Source organism: Dongia sp., from assembly GCF_041918875.1.
Lineage (GTDB): Bacteria > Pseudomonadota > Alphaproteobacteria > Dongiales > Dongiaceae > Dongia.
The window spans coordinates 118563-134523 of the sequence record NZ_JAYRUV010000007.1 but is presented as its reverse complement, the minus strand read 5'-3'; the positions used below and the strand labels follow the sequence as shown (position 1 = coordinate 134523).

General features: G+C 61.7%; 15 protein-coding genes and 2 tRNA genes. 10 read left to right on the top strand and 7 right to left on the bottom strand.

The window, feature by feature from the left end:
• Positions 1-32: 32 nt before the first annotated feature.
• From ACE3TY_RS09475 to cysC, 4 genes are all read left to right on the top strand, one after another.
• Complete coding sequence (locus tag ACE3TY_RS09475; protein WP_374652780.1) at positions 33-440, top strand: anti-sigma factor domain-containing protein; 408 nt, start codon at positions 33-35, stop codon at positions 438-440.
• A 313-nt stretch (positions 441-753) separates the two neighbouring features.
• Positions 754-1515 (top strand): phosphoadenylyl-sulfate reductase, encoded by a 762-nt coding sequence (locus ACE3TY_RS09470; RefSeq protein WP_374652779.1) that lies wholly within the window; start codon positions 754-756, stop codon positions 1513-1515.
• Positions 1516-1529: 14 nt separating this feature from the next.
• Positions 1530-2345 carry a sulfate adenylyltransferase subunit CysD gene (gene cysD / locus ACE3TY_RS09465; protein WP_374652851.1) on the top strand — a complete coding sequence of 272 codons (816 nt, stop codon included), beginning with the start codon at positions 1530-1532 and terminating at the stop codon, positions 2343-2345.
• 13 nt (positions 2346-2358) lie between these two features.
• Positions 2359-4290, top strand: coding sequence for an adenylyl-sulfate kinase (gene cysC / locus ACE3TY_RS09460; protein ID WP_374652778.1), 1932 nt, complete (start codon positions 2359-2361; stop codon positions 4288-4290).
• Positions 4291-4393: 103 nt separating this feature from the next.
• Here the strand turns inward: cysC and ACE3TY_RS09455 are convergent, their stop codons facing one another.
• The 3 genes from ACE3TY_RS09455 to ACE3TY_RS09445 all read right to left on the bottom strand — a co-directional run bounded on the left by ACE3TY_RS09455 (position 4394) and on the right by ACE3TY_RS09445 (position 6886).
• On the bottom strand, positions 4394-4666 hold the full coding sequence (locus ACE3TY_RS09455) for a hypothetical protein (RefSeq protein WP_374652777.1): 273 nt from the start codon (positions 4664-4666) through the stop codon (positions 4394-4396).
• Between the two features lie 82 nt (positions 4667-4748).
• The gene (locus ACE3TY_RS09450; protein WP_374652776.1) at positions 4749-4952 is read right to left on the bottom strand and encodes a cold-shock protein; all 204 of its coding nucleotides are present in this window, start codon (positions 4950-4952) and stop codon (positions 4749-4751) included.
• 539 nt (positions 4953-5491) lie between these two features.
• Positions 5492-6886 (bottom strand): PLP-dependent aminotransferase family protein, encoded by a 1395-nt coding sequence (locus ACE3TY_RS09445; RefSeq protein WP_374652775.1) that lies wholly within the window; start codon positions 6884-6886, stop codon positions 5492-5494.
• Positions 6887-6965: 79 nt separating this feature from the next.
• Between ACE3TY_RS09445 and ACE3TY_RS09440 the strand changes: the two genes are divergently transcribed.
• On the top strand, positions 6966-7922 hold the full coding sequence (locus ACE3TY_RS09440; protein ID WP_374652774.1) for an EamA family transporter: 957 nt from the start codon (positions 6966-6968) through the stop codon (positions 7920-7922).
• Between the two features lie 278 nt (positions 7923-8200).
• Here the strand turns inward: ACE3TY_RS09440 and ACE3TY_RS09435 are convergent.
• From ACE3TY_RS09435 to ACE3TY_RS09420, 4 genes are all read right to left on the bottom strand, one after another.
• A tRNA-Leu gene (locus ACE3TY_RS09435) sits at positions 8201-8298 on the bottom strand.
• Between the two features lie 567 nt (positions 8299-8865).
• A tRNA-Leu gene (locus ACE3TY_RS09430) sits at positions 8866-8950 on the bottom strand.
• Positions 8951-9300: 350 nt separating this feature from the next.
• The gene (locus tag ACE3TY_RS09425; protein ID WP_374652773.1) at positions 9301-10062 is read right to left on the bottom strand and encodes a competence/damage-inducible protein A; all 762 of its coding nucleotides are present in this window, start codon (positions 10060-10062) and stop codon (positions 9301-9303) included.
• 9 nt (positions 10063-10071) lie between these two features.
• Positions 10072-10386, bottom strand: coding sequence for a hypothetical protein (locus tag ACE3TY_RS09420; protein WP_374652772.1), 315 nt, complete (start codon positions 10384-10386; stop codon positions 10072-10074).
• 213 nt (positions 10387-10599) lie between these two features.
• Between ACE3TY_RS09420 and map the strand changes: the two genes are divergently transcribed.
• From map to ACE3TY_RS09395, 5 genes are all read left to right on the top strand, one after another.
• Positions 10600-11424 (top strand): type I methionyl aminopeptidase, encoded by an 825-nt coding sequence (map, locus tag ACE3TY_RS09415; protein WP_374652771.1) that lies wholly within the window; start codon positions 10600-10602, stop codon positions 11422-11424.
• On the top strand, positions 11414-12145 hold the full coding sequence (radC, locus tag ACE3TY_RS09410; RefSeq protein ID WP_374652770.1) for a DNA repair protein RadC: 732 nt from the start codon (positions 11414-11416) through the stop codon (positions 12143-12145). Before map ends, radC begins: the two co-directional genes overlap by 11 nt.
• Positions 12146-12158: 13 nt before the next feature.
• Positions 12159-12983: a class III extradiol ring-cleavage dioxygenase gene (locus tag ACE3TY_RS09405; protein ID WP_374652769.1), complete on the top strand. Its 825-nt coding sequence runs from the start codon at positions 12159-12161 to the stop codon at positions 12981-12983.
• A 331-nt stretch (positions 12984-13314) separates the two neighbouring features.
• Positions 13315-14439 carry a DUF2336 domain-containing protein gene (locus ACE3TY_RS09400; RefSeq protein WP_374652768.1) on the top strand — a complete coding sequence of 375 codons (1125 nt, stop codon included), beginning with the start codon at positions 13315-13317 and terminating at the stop codon, positions 14437-14439.
• Positions 14440-14444: 5 nt separating this feature from the next.
• Entirely contained in the window at positions 14445-15959 is a 1515-nt protein-coding gene (locus tag ACE3TY_RS09395; RefSeq protein WP_374652850.1) for an ATP-binding protein, read from the top strand.
• Positions 15960-15961: the final 2 nt, after the last annotated feature.

Below are 15961 nucleotides of genomic sequence, written 5' to 3'. Positions count from 1 at the left end.
AACCGGCAGCGCCATCGAGGCGTAGGAAGGGCATGAAAACACTGAATCCGACGTACTTTCTGGCGATCGTCCTGGCGGCGATCCTTGTTTCCCTCGTCTGGATCGCGGCCCGCGGATCCGATGCGATCCGTATTCCCGACACGTTTGCCGTCACGGTCGATGACACTGGCACCGTCGCACTCAGCGACGATCTCCCCGAACTGCCGGCCGGCAGGATCTATGAGCTATGGATCGTCGGCGACGATGGCAGCACGCATTCCGCGGGCCTCATGGAAGGAACGCGCGCTGCAGCGGTAACGCTGCGCGGACGCATTCGGCAATGGCTGGCGCCGGGCGCATCGATTGTCATCACGGTCGAATCCAGCGGCGGCGCCCCGGGCGGCAAACCGACCGGACGCCGCATCTATAGCGGACGCCTCGTCTCCGCCGTGCGCGGCTGAACAACTTGGCTAAACTATATTTCACACTCAAATTGTTTATTTTCACCGTTGCAGCAAATACGACAATACGTGATTCATTCAGGAATTATCCCAAAACGCCAGACCCAACGAGTTGGCGAGGAATTATACGTCTGTTCACTTAACATATTATTCCCATTAATGTTTCCAGCAGTCTTCACATATTTCACACTTACAATAGATATGTTATTTTTAGTATCACATAAGATGCGAATAATTCAATTGACGCCTCGACTGCGCGTGCTAAATATTTTCACACACCGTAGATTATTTAACGTTCCTTCATGCGTATATCATGAAGAGCTGGATCACGCCGATGCAACTCGACCCGATCACCGCCGACGCCATCGCCACGCCGCTTGAATCCCATCCGGATCAGACGGCGCTCGTGCGCGCGCTCAATGAGCGTTTTGCGGAATCGACGCCCATCGAGATTCTCGAAGCCGCCTTGCACGACATTTTCCCCAAGCGCGTCGCGCTGGTTTCGTCCTTCGGCGCGGAATCCGCACTGCTGCTGCACCTGCTGGCCGAAGTGGACAGGACGACGCCGATCCTTTTCCTCGATACCGGCAAGCATTTCGACGAGACGCTGATGTACCGCGACATTCTCGCCGGTCGTTTCGATTTCACCGACCTGCGCTCGGTCGAGCCCGATATGGCGGCGATCGCCAAGCATGACCCGGACGGTTCCTTGTGGTCGACCGATCCGGACCTCTGCTGCCAGCTGCGCAAGGTCGATCCGCTGGAGCGCGCGCTCGAACCCTTCGACGCCTGGATCACCGGACGCAAGCGGTATCAGAGCCGCGCCCGCGCCGCGCTGCCGGTCTTTGAAACCCTGGCTGGCCGCGTGAAAGTCAACCCGCTGGCGCGCCTCGACGCCGCCGATATCGAAGCGGCCTTCAAGCAGTTCAAGCTGCCGCAGCATCCGCTTGTCTATGACGGGTTCAAATCGATCGGCTGCAAGCCCTGTACCATCCGTGTCGCCGATGGCGCCGATGCCCGTTCCGGCCGCTGGGCCGGATTAGAGAAGACCGAATGCGGCATTCACCGCAATTGAAAGACAAGAAGAAGATGACCCAGGTTCCGAACAGCCCCACCGATCTCGACCAGTTGGAAGCGCAGAGCATCTTCATCCTGCGCGAGGCCTATAGCCGCCTGAAGCCCATCACCATGCTGTGGTCGCTGGGCAAGGATTCCAACGTCATGCTATGGCTGGCCAAGAAGGCGTTTCTGGGCCATGTGCCCTTCCCCGTGACGCATGTCGATACCGGCAAGAAGTTCGCGGAGATGTACGATTTCCGCGACCGCTATGCCAAGGAATGGAACCTCAACCTCATCGTGCGCGATTGCCCGCCAGTCGAGGAGATCGACCCGAGCCTGCCGCCGGCCGCGCGTTCCGCGGCCAGGAAGACGACCGGCCTGAAGCGCGTCATCGACGAGTTCGGCTTCAAGGGCGTCATCGCCGGCATCCGCCGCGATGAGCAGGCGACGCGCGCCAAGGAACGCGTCTTTTCCCCGCGCGCCGATGGCGGCACCTGGGATTTCCGCGACCAGCCGGCGGAATTCTGGGACCATTTCAATGCCGGCCTGCCGGACGGCGCGCATATGCGCATCCATCCGCTGCTGTCCTGGACCGAACTCGATATCTGGCGCTATGTGCAGCGCGAGAACATTCCGCTGGTGCCGCTCTACTTCGCACGCGACGGCAGGCGCTATCGCTCGTTGGGCGACCAGGACATCACCGCGCCCGTTGCCTCCGAGGCCGCCAGCCTCGACGAGATCATCGCCGAGTTGCGTTCGACCAAGACCTCCGAGCGCGCCGGCCGCGCCATGGACCATGAGCGCGAGGATGCGTTCGAGCGCCTGCGCGCTTCCGGATATATGTAAGGGGATGCCGATCATGACCGTTCTGCCCTTGAAAACACCGAAGGCCGTCGTGCCAACAGCCAATGACGATGCGGCGCCGGGACAGGCGCGTTTTCCGTTCGCCATCGTCGGCCATGTCGACCATGGCAAGTCGACCCTGATCGGCCGCCTGCTGCACGACACGGGCAGCCTGCCCGAGGGCAAGCTCGCCGAACTGCAGGCCGCCAGCGACAAGCGCGGCGGCACGCTGGAATGGTCGTTCCTGCTGGATTCCTTCCAGGCGGAGCGCGACCAGGGTATCACCATCGACACGACGCAGATCTTCTTCCACACGGCCAGGCGGCCCTATGTCATCATCGACGCGCCGGGGCACAAGGAATTCCTGAAGAACGCCGTTTCCGGCGTGGCCCAGGCCCAGGCCGCGTTGCTGGTGATCGATGCCGCCGAAGGTGTCCGCGAACAATCGCGCCGCCATGCGCTGATCCTGCAATTGCTGGGACTGCGTCAGGTGGCGGTCATCGTCAACAAGATCGATCTTATCGATTTCGATCCCAAGCGTTTCCAGATCGTCGCCGACGAGATTACGGCGTTCCTTGCCGAACTGGGTCTGACGCCGAAGGCCATCGTGCCGATCTCGGCGCGGCATGGCGACAATGTCGTGGCGCGTTCATCGCAGACGCCATGGTATCGGGGCGAAACCGTGGTCGAACTGCTCGATGGTTTCGAGGCAGCGCGACCGGCCACTGAATTGCCGCTGCGCCTGCCGGTTCAGGACGTGTTCAAATTCGACCACCGCCGCCTGGTCGTGGGCCGTATCGAAAGCGGCCGCGTCAAAGTCGGCGACACATTGACCTTCGCGCCGACCGGCAAGTCGGCCAAGGTCGCCAGCATCGAAGCCTGGAACGCGGCGCCACAGATTGCGGCCGGCGCCGGCCAGTCGGTGGCACTGACGCTGGACGACGAACTTTTCATCGAACGCGGCATGGTGGCGAGCCATCCGGAACGCCAGCCGCACTTGACGCATGAAGCAGTGCTACGCCTGTTCTGGCTCGACACCCAGCCGCTGGAACCGGGCGACCGCATCGGCCTGAAGGTCGCGACCTCGGAATATCCGGTCGCCGTCGAAGGCATCCGCGCGGTCATCGATGTCGATTCCTTGGAGCGGCAGGTCGCCGACCGCGTCGGCCAGAACGGCATCGCCGAAGTACTGGTGCGCAGCCGGTCGCTGATGGCGATCGACCTGGTCGACGAACTGACCAAGACCGGTCGAGCCGTGCTGGTACGCGCCGGCGATATCGTCGGCGGCGCCGTCATCCTGGGCAGGGCCGCGGAAGCGAAGCTCGCGGAGGAGCCGCGCCTGCTGTTCAGCCCGGACCATCTGGTGACCAACAAGGCTCGTGCCGCCGCCAACGGCCATCAGGGCGCCGTCATCTGGCTTACCGGTCTCTCGGGTTCCGGCAAATCGACCCTGGCCATGGCACTGGAGCGCGAACTTTTCGCCAAGGGCCGTCAGGTCTATGTGCTGGATGGCGACGCCTTGCGTTCGGGCCTCAACAACGATCTGGGCTTCGGGCCCGAACAGCGCGTCGAAAACATCCGGCGCACGGCGGAAGTAGCAAGGCTATTCGCCGATGCCGGCCTCATCGTCATCACGTCGCTCATCTCGCCTTACGCGGCCGAGCGGGCGAAGGCGCGCAATATCGTCGGCGCCAATTTCCGCGAGGTCTATGTGAAGGCGGACCTCGCGACCTGCGAAGCGCGCGACCCGAAGGGTCTCTATGCCCGGGCACGTGCCGGCGAGATTCGCAACTTCACCGGCATCGATGCCCCGTATGAGGCACCGCCGGCGGCCGATCTGGTGATCGATACCTCGGCGGCGTCGCAGGTGGCCGCGGTGACGGACCTGGTCCGCTATGTCGAAACCGCCGTCACCCAGGACGCCGGCAAGCACAGCCGCCTCGCCTGAACCAACCACCCGCACCCTGCCCCTATCAGGGTCCTATAGCGAGGTCGATCGATTGAACTCGGTCGAAGGCCCCTCCCTCAAGGTGGAGGGGTTGGGGTTCGGATCAGTCCGACGCGGTAGCTGCGGTGCTGTCGGCTGACGTCTTCTTGCGCTTGCGTGGCTTTTCAGCGGGCGGGGCCTTGGCCAGTTCTTCGCGCTCGGCGGCTTCCTTGGCGAGGCGCAGGGCGCGCAGCTTCGCCGTCTTTTCGGCGACGACGGCGTTCGCCTTTGCCCGCTCTTTCAGAACTTCCTGCTCGCGCTGACGGTCGCGGTCGCGGTTTTCCTTGGCGACACGTTGCGATTCTTCAACTTGCTTGGAAAACAGGGGTCTCAGCATCGCAATAATCCTCCATTGGCTTTGGGACCGGCCGGCATGCGGTGAAAATGCAGGGGGGCGGCTCAGGTCGCCCCCCTCACTCTCAAGCCGACTTCAGATTGCAGGCGGAAGACTTGCCGCGATCCATCTGAACGTCGTAGCTGATTTCCTGGCCTTCATTGAGCGAGCCCATGCCAGCGCGCTCGACGGCGGAAATGTGCACGAACACATCATTGCCGCCATCATTGGGCTGAATGAAGCCGAAACCCTTTTGAGCATTGAACCACTTAACTTTTCCAACGGACATAGTTTACCTTTAGAATAGAAAATTGCCGCCGGGCGAAAGCCGCGCGGCGGTTCTGAACGGGACCACGGATATGACCGGTTGGCTCTCGAAAGAGATCGTCGGGCGACGCCGAAATCAAGTTTAGCTTATCAATATAGAGCCGCGCTCTTCGAAATAGCAAGGTAATAGCAGGACGCGGCATCCAAGTGCCATTGCGACCCCGCCATGGCACACTCACGGGCGCTGTTCACATCACCGGATTCTGGTGGGGTTCCTGGAAGCTTTTAGAACCTTGTGCGTGTCGCCTCCGGCAGAAATGAAGGTGCTCATGGACGACATGGGGATTCCGGAGCAGACACGAGCGTAGAGATGAAACGCCGGCCCGCGCGCTCCCTTGCCTTATGAAAAGCCCCCAATGATCTTCCTTTTTGGCAGATGAAATACCCTTGGGGCCGAACCGGGCCTTTGTGCAGGGTGCCCCGAAAGCCCGGAACGGGCCCAAAGTGTCGAATGCGGCGCGGTGAATGAACGGTTGCTTTGACACCAACGCCAATCGCTGTTCAGATCACCAGTGACGTTCCGCTCGGCTTTTGCTGCAACACGCCGGATATGGTTGCGAGGCCGCGTTTAAGCCGGTCTTCGTTCGCCTCGTGACTGACGCAGATGCGGATGGCTTCCGGTGCATCCCCCACATTCATCGCGAAGCTGCGACCCTCACTGACCCGAACGCCCAGGCGCGCGCACTCCGCGCTGAATACATCGGCACGCCATCCCTCCGGCAGCGGCATCCAGACGTGAAAGCCTTCTGAAACGTCCGGGATCGCGTCGGCCCCCAGGACGCGCTGTACAATCTGCTGGCGGTGCATTGCGGTGCGCTGCTGATGTTCGGTGAGCCTAGCTGCCGTGCCGTCCTCGATCAACCGACTGGCCACCTCCAGGGTCATCGGGGGCGTCATCCACACGCTCAAGTTGACCGAATGATGCAGTGCGGGCGCGACCTTTCCAGGGGCCTTCAGGAAACCCACCCGCAATCCGGGCGCGACCGTCTTGGACAGACTGGTCACGTAGATGGTCGTGTCCGGTGCCGCCTGCGCGAGCGGTGCCGGCTTGTCGCGCTTGAGCGGCCCGAACACGTCGTCTTCGATCAATAATACGCCGTATCGGTCGGCGATTTCCGCGATCCTCGTCCGTCGCGCCTCGGATAGCGTGATCGTCGTGGGAGCCTGCAAGGTCGGGGTCAGGTAGAAGGCCTTCGGGTTTGCCTTCCGGCACCATGCCTCGAACGACTCCGGCACCACGCCATCGGCGTCCATCGCAACGGCCCCCGTTTGCAGGTGGAGACGCGCCGCCATGGCGAGAACCGGCGTGTAGGTCAGAGCCTCGGCCAGCAACAGATCGCCGGGCTGCAACAGTGCCATCAAGATGCTCAGAATGCCATGCTGCCCACCGATGACAGGGATGACGCATTCAAGATCTGCATCCACACCGCAGGTCGCAAGCCACATCTGACCGGCCTCGCGGTGATGCACGAGGTCCGCATCGGTCTGGTAGTCCAGCAGGGACCGCAAGCCTGCGTCACGCGCGATGTCTGACATTACGCGACGAATGTGCGGCTCGGAAAACCCCGGCATCGGCAGGTTTCGGGACAGGTCAATCGGCCCGCTGTCGGTCCGGCGCAGTGTCTCCGGTTCGGCCTGCGCTGGGTCGGTGTCGGTCGACCGCACGAACGTCCCACGGCCAACCTCGCCTTTCAGGAGCGCCCGTTTCGCGGCCTCGGCGTAAGCCCGGCTGGTCGTGTTTGGCGATATGGCGAGCTGATATGCCAACTCGCGGTGCGGCGGAAGGCGTGTCCCGGCGGGCAACCGGCCGGCCGCAATGTCTTCCGCCATGGCCTCCACGATCCGGAGATATTTCGGGCCGTCTCGGTTCGACAGGTCGGGCACCCAAATTGCCATCAGATCAATCTTTCTATTGCACTGATATGTATGTGGATGCAATTCCTGTATTCGTCAACGCAATTTATGGATTCCCGTTATGGCACTTTTCTCTCCGTCAGCCGGGAAAGGCATCGCCCTCTCTCTCGTCAGCCTCATCCTGCTCGGTATCATGCCGATCATTTCGAACCTTCGCGGCGCCGATGTGGGGGCGCTCAGCTTCGCCTTTGCGCTCTCCGTGTGGCAGGTCGTGTTCGCAGCGCCTCTGTTCGGTTGGGAGATGCGAAGCGGAACCAAGGGGATTTTCGGCCTTGATCTGTCCCGCCGCGAACGGGGCCGGATGATCCTCATTGCGCTGTTCACGGGGGCACTGTTCGGTCTCTCGACCTATCTCTACGTCCTCGGCGTCGAAAAGGCCGGGGCGGCGAACGCGGCTATCGCGATCCAGGCCTATCCGTTGTTCGCGATCCTATGGGAATCCCTGTTTCTCAAGCGCCGCAAGACCGCTTTTGAACTGGCCCTGACCGCCGTGCTGATCGGCTCGCTCTACTATCTCGGCACCGGCGGCACGCTCATGATGTCGGGCCTGTCCCCGTGGTTCCTGGCATCGCTCGGGGTGCCCCTGCTGTGGAGCATCGCGCATGTCATCATCAAGGAGGAGCTGAGCAACACGCCCGTCACGCCTGCGCAGGTGACGTTCTTCCGGGTCGCGATCTCGACGCTTTTCCTTTTGGTCGTTCTGGCTGTCGTGGTCCCGTCAGGAATTGCTTCGGGGGTCGGTGCAATCTTCCAAATGATGTCGGCGATCATGGGCCTGGTCTATTTCCTTGAACTGATCGTCTGGTTCTACGCGGTGCGCCATATCGACGTGTCGCTGGCCAGCTCGATCACCACGCCATGGCCTGCACTGACGATGGTTCTCGCCGTGCCATTCCTTGGCGATGCTATCGCTACCTATCAGGTTGTGGCGTTGATGATCGTCGTGGCGTGCATCTACGGTCTGACGCTCGCCAGCCTGAGAAAACGCCGGGAGGACCCAGCGGCACTGGAGGCATAGGTGATGCTCAACATTCTCGCCCGCACAATGATGATCGCCAGTCGTTGCGAGCCACTTGGTAGAGGGGCGGACAGAACGATGGGTGGCTCGACGCCGCAAGGGAAGGACGACGATCATTGCCGGCGCCTGCATTGCAGCGTCGAGGATAAGGCCACCCAAATAAACGGGGAAAGCCGCATGTGCCGAAACGAAAAAAGGCGCAGTCCCGCGAAACTTGTCCTGGCGGGGGACGCATCTGCCGGTCAATTCAGCGTATGCGAGCGCATTTGCACGTAGATTGGCTGCCGCTGCCGGACTCGAACCGGCACGAGGTTTTCACCTCTCAGGATTCTAAGTCTGCAAGCAACACGGAATTTGCTGATTGTTCAAAGCGGAGCGGAGTGAATTGTTGCGGATCTTCCGCAACACCGCATCAATATCCGCAACATTTTAGCGCGCGTGCTGCACCAAAGATTTTCGACAGCGGTATTGCAGGGTATCGCCAGGGCAAGAGCGGCAATCAAGTCAAACGCGACGGCGGTGAGGCCGCAATACTACAGTATGCGAGGATACCGACGATTGGGATCGCAAGTAGCCAGGCCCTCCGCTCCGATCTCTTGGCGCCACGAAGACGCCGAACAGAAAGCCTCGTTGCGTAAAGGATGCTACCCATGATGATCAAAGAGCTGACTACACCAAATATCTAATCTTGCTCTCTGATCGCTTCAATGCGCCCAGCTACTCCCAATACCGCGACAAGTAACGCGGACATCACGCAAGTCTGGATGATGTAACCCCAACGAGACAGAAATTTGCCGGACTTCTCAGTCAGAATGCCAAGCCAAACTGGCAGAACAACGATTACCAGCCACATACCAATTACTACGACGGCCATTGAAATCACGAGAAGGGCCAATATTTTTTCATCTCGTATTCTTCGCGCACTGCAGCGATTGCATTGAGTTGGTGCGGGCGACGGGAGTCGAACCCGTATGCCTAGCGGCTCACGATTTTAAGTCGTGTGCGTATACCAGTTCCGCCACGCCCGCTTGTCAACTTTTTACTCGGCCGCAGTAAGCTTCCGCAACAAACGCCGGAAGCTCAGCAACTATCCTCACGACTGCATAGTTGAACCAACACAATCGTGATCTGAAGCGCTTCCAGTATAATAACAAACTGGCAGCTCCACACATCGGATTAGTAGAAGACAAGCGCCTCTGTGAAAAGGGAATTCTCATTTTTCTCACAAAAGCACATAGAGAAAAATCAGTGAGCTAGTGGGCCCTCAAGACCCTCATCTTTTTAAGTCCTGTGTGTCTACCAATTCCACCAAGCGGGCCTTGGGGCGGACATTGCCAAGCCAAATAGCTGTTTGCGGGCGGGCAACTCCCCAGATCGCTCACATTGCGGGTTCGCCATCAATCGGCTCGGCGCCGAGATGGCGGATGATGGTATGGAGTTCCACGGCGGCCGCGTCGATCTCGGCCTTGTCGATGCCGCGAATGACGAAGCTGGCGCCGAACTTCCCTTGCCGGAAGAAGGGATAGGAGCCGATCTCGAGGGCCGGGTGGCGGTCCTGCAGCAGGCCCAGATCCCTGGCGATGACGCCTTCGCCGATATAGCCGGAAACGGTGCGCGACAGGACCGGGTCGCCGCCCGCAAGGCTGCCCTTCAAGCCATCGAACATCGCCTGGCAGATGCGCGGAACTCCGGCCAGGACGAAGACATTGCCGATGCGGAAGCCGGGCGCGATCGAGACCGGATTGTCGATGAGTGTCGCCCCTTCCGGCGTGTGCGCCATGCGCATGCGCGCCTCGGTCAGATTCTCCGGCCCGTAATGGTCGGTGAGGAGCCTTGCCGCCACCGGATGCAGGATCAGCGGCACGTTGAACGCCTTGGCGACCGAGGCGGCGGTGATATCGTCATGCGTCGGCCCGATGCCGCCCGTGGTGAAGACATAATCGTGCCGGGCGCGCAGTTCGTTCACGTTGGCGACGATGACGGCTTCCACATCCGGGATGAAGCGGCCTTCGGTGAGGCGGATGCCGATGCCGGTCAGGCCGGTGGCGATGTAACCGAGATTGAGGTCCTTCGTGCGACCCGAGAGAATCTCGTTACCGATGACGATCACCGCTGCGGTGACGATCTTCGCGGCGCTCATCTGCAGCCTCTATTGCCGGACATAGCCGAAGGCGCGCATGCATTCGTCGACGATATCGTCGTAGCGCTTGCCCGATTGATAGCCGGACATGCCGCTGTCGGCCAGCGGATCGCCGAACGCGCCGCCGCCTTGCGTGGCCGCGATATCCTGATCGATGCCGCGGTCGACCTTGGTCTGGGCGCGCGCTTCGGCTTCGCAGGCATCGAGGTCGCTGCGCGCCTGATCGGCAGTGGCGCCCGGCTGCGTCCAGGCGCCGCCGCGGTCGAAATAGGAGCAGCCGGCCAGAAGGGAAAGAAGGAGTGCGAGCGGAAGAAAGCGGCGCATGATGCAGATCCTAAGCCGAAGGTGGCGGTAACTTGGCCCGAATGCCGCCCGGATGCAAGAAAGGGCACCCACCTGCGGCATTTTTCCTGCAAATCCAATTGGTTTGCTTGCATCCGGGCAAAGGGTGCCATGCGCTGCTGGGGGTTGCACGGAAAGGGGCCGCAGCGTATCTAGGCTGATGGGTTCGAATTTTCGAGGATGGCGGCGTAGGCGATGCAGAAGAAGGACGTGGAGAGCGACTGGATCGACGAGGGCGAGAAGATCAAGCTGCACAAGCCGGCCGATTTCGCCGCCATGCGCAAGGCCGGGCGCCTTGCCGCCGAGACGCTCGATTTCGTCACCCCCCATGTCGTGCCCGGCATTACCACCGAGGCGCTCGACAAGCTGTGCCACGATTTCATCGTCGAACGGAACGCCATCCCCGCGCCGCTCAACTATCGCGGTTTCCCGAAATCGATCTGCACCTCGATCAATCATGTCGTCTGCCACGGCATTCCGGGGCCCAAGAAGCTGCAGGACGGCGACACCATCAATATCGACGTCACCGTGATCCTCGACGGCTGGCACGGCGATACCAGCCGCATGTACAATGTCGGCAAGGTCGGCGTGCAGGCGCAGCGCCTGGTCGATGTGACCTACGAGGCCATGATGCGCGGCATCGAGGCCGCCAGGCCCGGCGCCACCCTGGGCGATGTCGGCCATGCCATCCAGAGCTTTGCCGAGAAGCAGCGTTATTCCGTGGTACGCGATTTCTGCGGCCACGGCATCGGCAAGGTGTTTCACGATTCGCCCTCGGTGCTGCATTTTGGCCGCAGGAATACCGGCCCGGAAATCAAGCCGGGCATGTTCTTCACCGTCGAACCGATGATCAATGCCGGCACCTGGCAGGTGAAGATCCTCGATGACGGCTGGACTGCGGTCACGCGCGACAAAAAGCTCTCCGCCCAGTTCGAGCATACGGTGGGTGTCACGGAAGCGGGCGTCGAGATTTTCACCACCTCACCCGCGGGGCTCGACCGTCCGCCCTATGCCGCCTAAGGACGCCACCGGGACCGAGACAGAAAAGCCGCATTATCACGGCCATCGCCAGCGGCTGCGCGAACGCTTCCTGGCCGGCGGCGCAGCGGCGCTGGCCGATTACGAACTCCTTGAACTGCTGCTCTATCTTGCCATTCCGCAGCGGGACGTGAAGCCGCTCGCCAAGGACTTGATCCAACGTTTCGGCAGCTTCGCCGCCGTCATGGCCGCGGAGCCCGCACATCTGATGGAAATTCCGGGGATCAAGGAGAACAGTGCCGTCGCCATCAAGACCGTCCAGGCTGCGGCCCTTTTGATGCAGAAGCAGCAGGTGCTCGACAAGCCCATCCTCGGCTCCTGGAAGGCAGTGCTGGAATATTGCCATTCGGTCATGGCGCATGAGCAGAACGAGCAGTTCCGCCTGCTTTTCCTCGACGGCAAGAATGCCCTCATCGCCGACGAAGTGCAGAGCCGCGGCACCGTCAACCACGCGCCGGTCTATGTGCGCGAGGTGGTGAAACGCTGCCTGATGCTGGGTGCCAGCTCGATCGTCATGGTGCACAATCACCCGACCGGCGACCCGGCACCCTCGCGCGACGATATCGAGATGACCCATGCCGTCCAGCTGGCGCTGGATCAGGTCGGCATCCAGGTCCACGATCACCTCATCATCGGCCGCAAGGGCCATGCCAGCTTGCGCTCGATGGGCTATCTCGACGCTCCCAAGAAGCGCCGATCCTGAAGGAACCGAGATCTTGAGCACTGCCGAAAAAGCCATGCGCATGCCCGTCGTCTTCATCTCGCATGGCAGCCCGACCCTCGCCTTCGACGATGTGCCGGCGCGCGATTTCCTGGTGCGGCTGGCGGCAAAGCTGCCGCGCCCAAAGGCGATCCTGTGCATTTCGGCGCATTGGGAAGCCGCGATCCCCTCGGTGACCGGATCCGACGCGCCCAGCACGATCCACGATTTCTACGGCTTTCCGCAGGCGCTCTACGATCTGCGCTATGACGCGCCGGGCGATCCGACGCTGGCCGCGCGCGTGGTCAGGCTGCTGGAGGATGGCGGCCATAACGCGATGATCAACAGCGATCGCGGGCTCGACCACGGCGTCTGGTCGCCGCTCATCCTGACCTACCCGCAATCCGGCATCCCGGTGGTGCAGCTGTCCCTGATGCATCACCGGGGGCCGGCGGACCATGTCGCCTTGGGCCGCCTGCTGGCACCCTTGCGCGACGAAGGGATACTCATTCTCGCCTCGGGCGGCGCCGTCCACAATCTGCGCGCCCTGGATTGGAACAATCGCAGCGGCGTCTCCGACAGCGGCATTTCCGACTGGGCCGGTGCGTTCGAGCAGTGGCTCACCGACCGGATCGCGGCCGGCGACATCGCAGCGCTCAGCGACTACCGCGCCCAAGCGCCCCATGCGAACATCGCGCACCCCAGCGAGGATCATATCCTGCCCTTGTTCGTCGCACTAGGCGCCGCGGCGGGCTCGGCCGACAAGGCCGTGGGTGAGCGGATCCACCGCAGCTTCACCTTCGGCAGCCTCAGCATGAGCAGCTACGCCTGGGGTCTCTGAGCATTCGTTCCAGATACCCTGGGACGATTTATCCGACCGGTCGAAAAAAAGCCCGCCTTGGGAAGAAGTGCGCATGGCACGGAATGCTGTCGAAGCGCTCTAAGCCTACCAGCAACTATTTGAAATATTGCCTAAAATTAAGCCAATAGCCGCCCTCGGAGCAGACTATTTCGCACCGATATGCGCACACTATCGTGCGACCGGGAGGGTCCCAATTTAACATTCTAGTAACGATCACAGCCCTATCGTTTTCAGATCAAAAGAAACTCTCCGCTGCTGCCGTTCGACGCCCAAACGCAACATCACCGCAACACGTTTACGAGACAAAACAGTGATCGCCACCGACGTTCGCATGCTGGTCGATCTGGCCCGTGACAAATCGAGTCAGGGGCGTTCCAGCCTTGTCACCGCCATCGGCGACCTGATGGACGATTCCGGCCGCATCCTGACCCTGCAGGAAAAGGCGCTGATGAACGATATCCTGAAAAAGCTCATTCAGGACGTCGCGCGCCCCATCCGCAAGGCGTTGGCCGAGAAGCTTTCGCAATCGCCCAATGCCCCGCACGAGATCGTCAACCTGCTCGCCAACGACGAGTTCGACATCGCTTCGCCGGTCCTGCTGAAGAGCGATCTTCTCGGTGACGAGGATCTGGTCGAGATCGTGCGCCACCGCACGCTCAGCCATCGCCTCGCCATCGCCATGCGCCGCAGCGTCAGCACGCTGGTGAGCGACGCGCTGGTCGGCACCTCCTCGGTCGACGTGATCAAGACGCTGCTGGAGAACCACGGCGCGCAGATCAGCGATGCCACCATGACCTACCTCGTCCAGCAGTCCGAGAGCGTCGACGAATTCCAGGAGCCGCTGCTGCGCCGCAAGGACCTGCCCGTCGACCTAACCAAGAAGATGTATGTGTGGGTCTCGGCGGCGTTGCGCCAGTACATCGTCGAGCATTACCCGGTCGACAAAGCGGAACTGGACCTGACCGTGGCAACGATCGCCGACGACATCGTGGATCACGATCCCGATGCGGCGAACCGCGCCGAGGATGCGGCGATGGCACTTGCCGAGCAGTTGGCCAAGCGCTCCGAACTCACCGCCGACATGCTGGTCAAGACCCTGCGCCGCGGCGAGATCGCCTTGTTCGAAGCCATGCTGGCCCAGATGATCGGCCTCCGGCCGCAGGTGGCGCGCAAGCTTATCTACGAAGATGGCGGCGAAGGCCTCGTCATCGGCTGCCGGGCCTGCAACATCAACCGCACCGATTTCACCGCCTTGTTCCTGATGCTGCAGAGGGCGCGGCCGAGCGAACTTGCCAACAATCCCTATCAGCTGTCGCGATCGATGGAGATGTTCGACCGCCTGAAGCCGGATACGGCGCGCAAGGTGGTCGAACGCTGGAAGATAAATCCGTTCTTCCTGAAATCCATCCGGCGGCTGGAAAACCAGCCGCGGTGACCCGGATGCGGGACAAACTGCGCCTGGTCAAACCTGAACCGGCTGCTGCCCGCGATCCAAGCGCCGAACATATCAAGCAGATTTTCGCGCAAAGGCTGTTCGACTTCGCCTCGCCGCTCTATCTGGTCGATAAGACCGGTCACCTCACCTGGTGCAACCTGCCCTATCGGCAGCTCGCCGAGCGCCTGGCGCTGCGCGACGGGATTGTCGAACTGCTGCCCATGACGGCGCTTCTGGCCGAGGGCGGCGCTCAGGATCGTGTCATCCGGCGTGACGTGGCGGTTTCCATCGACGGACAGAACCAGGTCCTGCATGTCCACCATGTGCCGCTGGCCGGCAAGGAAGGGGAACAGACAGGCCTGGCCGGCCTCATCGAACCGATCGACAATTCAGCGCAGCTTGCGGCGGACCTGGCCGTCGCCCAGGAGCGCTTCGACGATATCGTCCGCCTCACCTCCGATTGGGTGTGGGAAATCGACAGCGCCCTCAATGTCACCATGCTCTCGGACCGGGTGACCAAGGTCCTGGGATTCCTGCCGCGGGAATTGATCGGCCAGCCGCTCGGCATCCTGGCCGACAGCGAAGCCGGCACCCTTGCCTTGCACCATCGTTTCGCCGCCATGACACCCTTCCGCGATCATCGGCTGGAGGCGCAGACCAAAACCGGCGAGACACGCCTCTTCCTCCTGTCGGGCGTGCCGACATTTTCGCACGCGACTGGCGCTCATACCGGGTTTCGCGGCACGGCAAACGATATCACCGATCTGGTCCGACGCGAGCATTCGCTGATCCTGGCCAAGGATGCGGCCGAGATCGCCAACCGCGCCAAGTCGGACTTCCTTGCCAACATGAGTCACGAGCTGCGCACGCCGCTCAATTCGATCATCGGCTTTGCCGACCTGCTGGCGCGCCAGATCGCCGAACTGCCGGCCAAGGGCCGCGCGGTCGAATATGCGGATGATATCCAGACCAGCGCCAGCGCTCTCCTGGCCATGATCAACGACATACTCGACCTGTCGAAGATCGAATCCGGGCGCCTCGTCCTCAACGAGGAAGAGATATCGGTGCCGATGCTGTGCGATCCGGTCCTGCGCCTGTTGCAGGATCGAGCCTGCGCCGCGGAACTGACGTTGGAACGCGACATCCCCGACGGATTGCCGCTGGTTCTGGTCGATCAGCGCCTGATGCGCCAGATCCTCGGCAACCTGCTGTCCAATGCGGTGAAGTTTACGCCGGCAGGCGGCAAGATCGTCTTGCGCGCATTCCTGGCGCCGGAGGGCGATCTTGTCTTGGAGGTCGATGACAATGGCATCGGCATTCCGGAAAAGGATATCGACCGCGTTCTGGAACCTTTTGTCCAGGTTGAATCCCACCGCGCCCGCCGCTATGGCGGCACCGGACTGGGCCTCGCTCTCGCCAGACGCCTCGCCGAACTCCATGGCGGCCGCCTCACCCTGGCGAGCCAACCCGATTATGGCACCAAGGTCGGACTGCATCTGCCGGCGAGCCGGTTGCGCTGAGG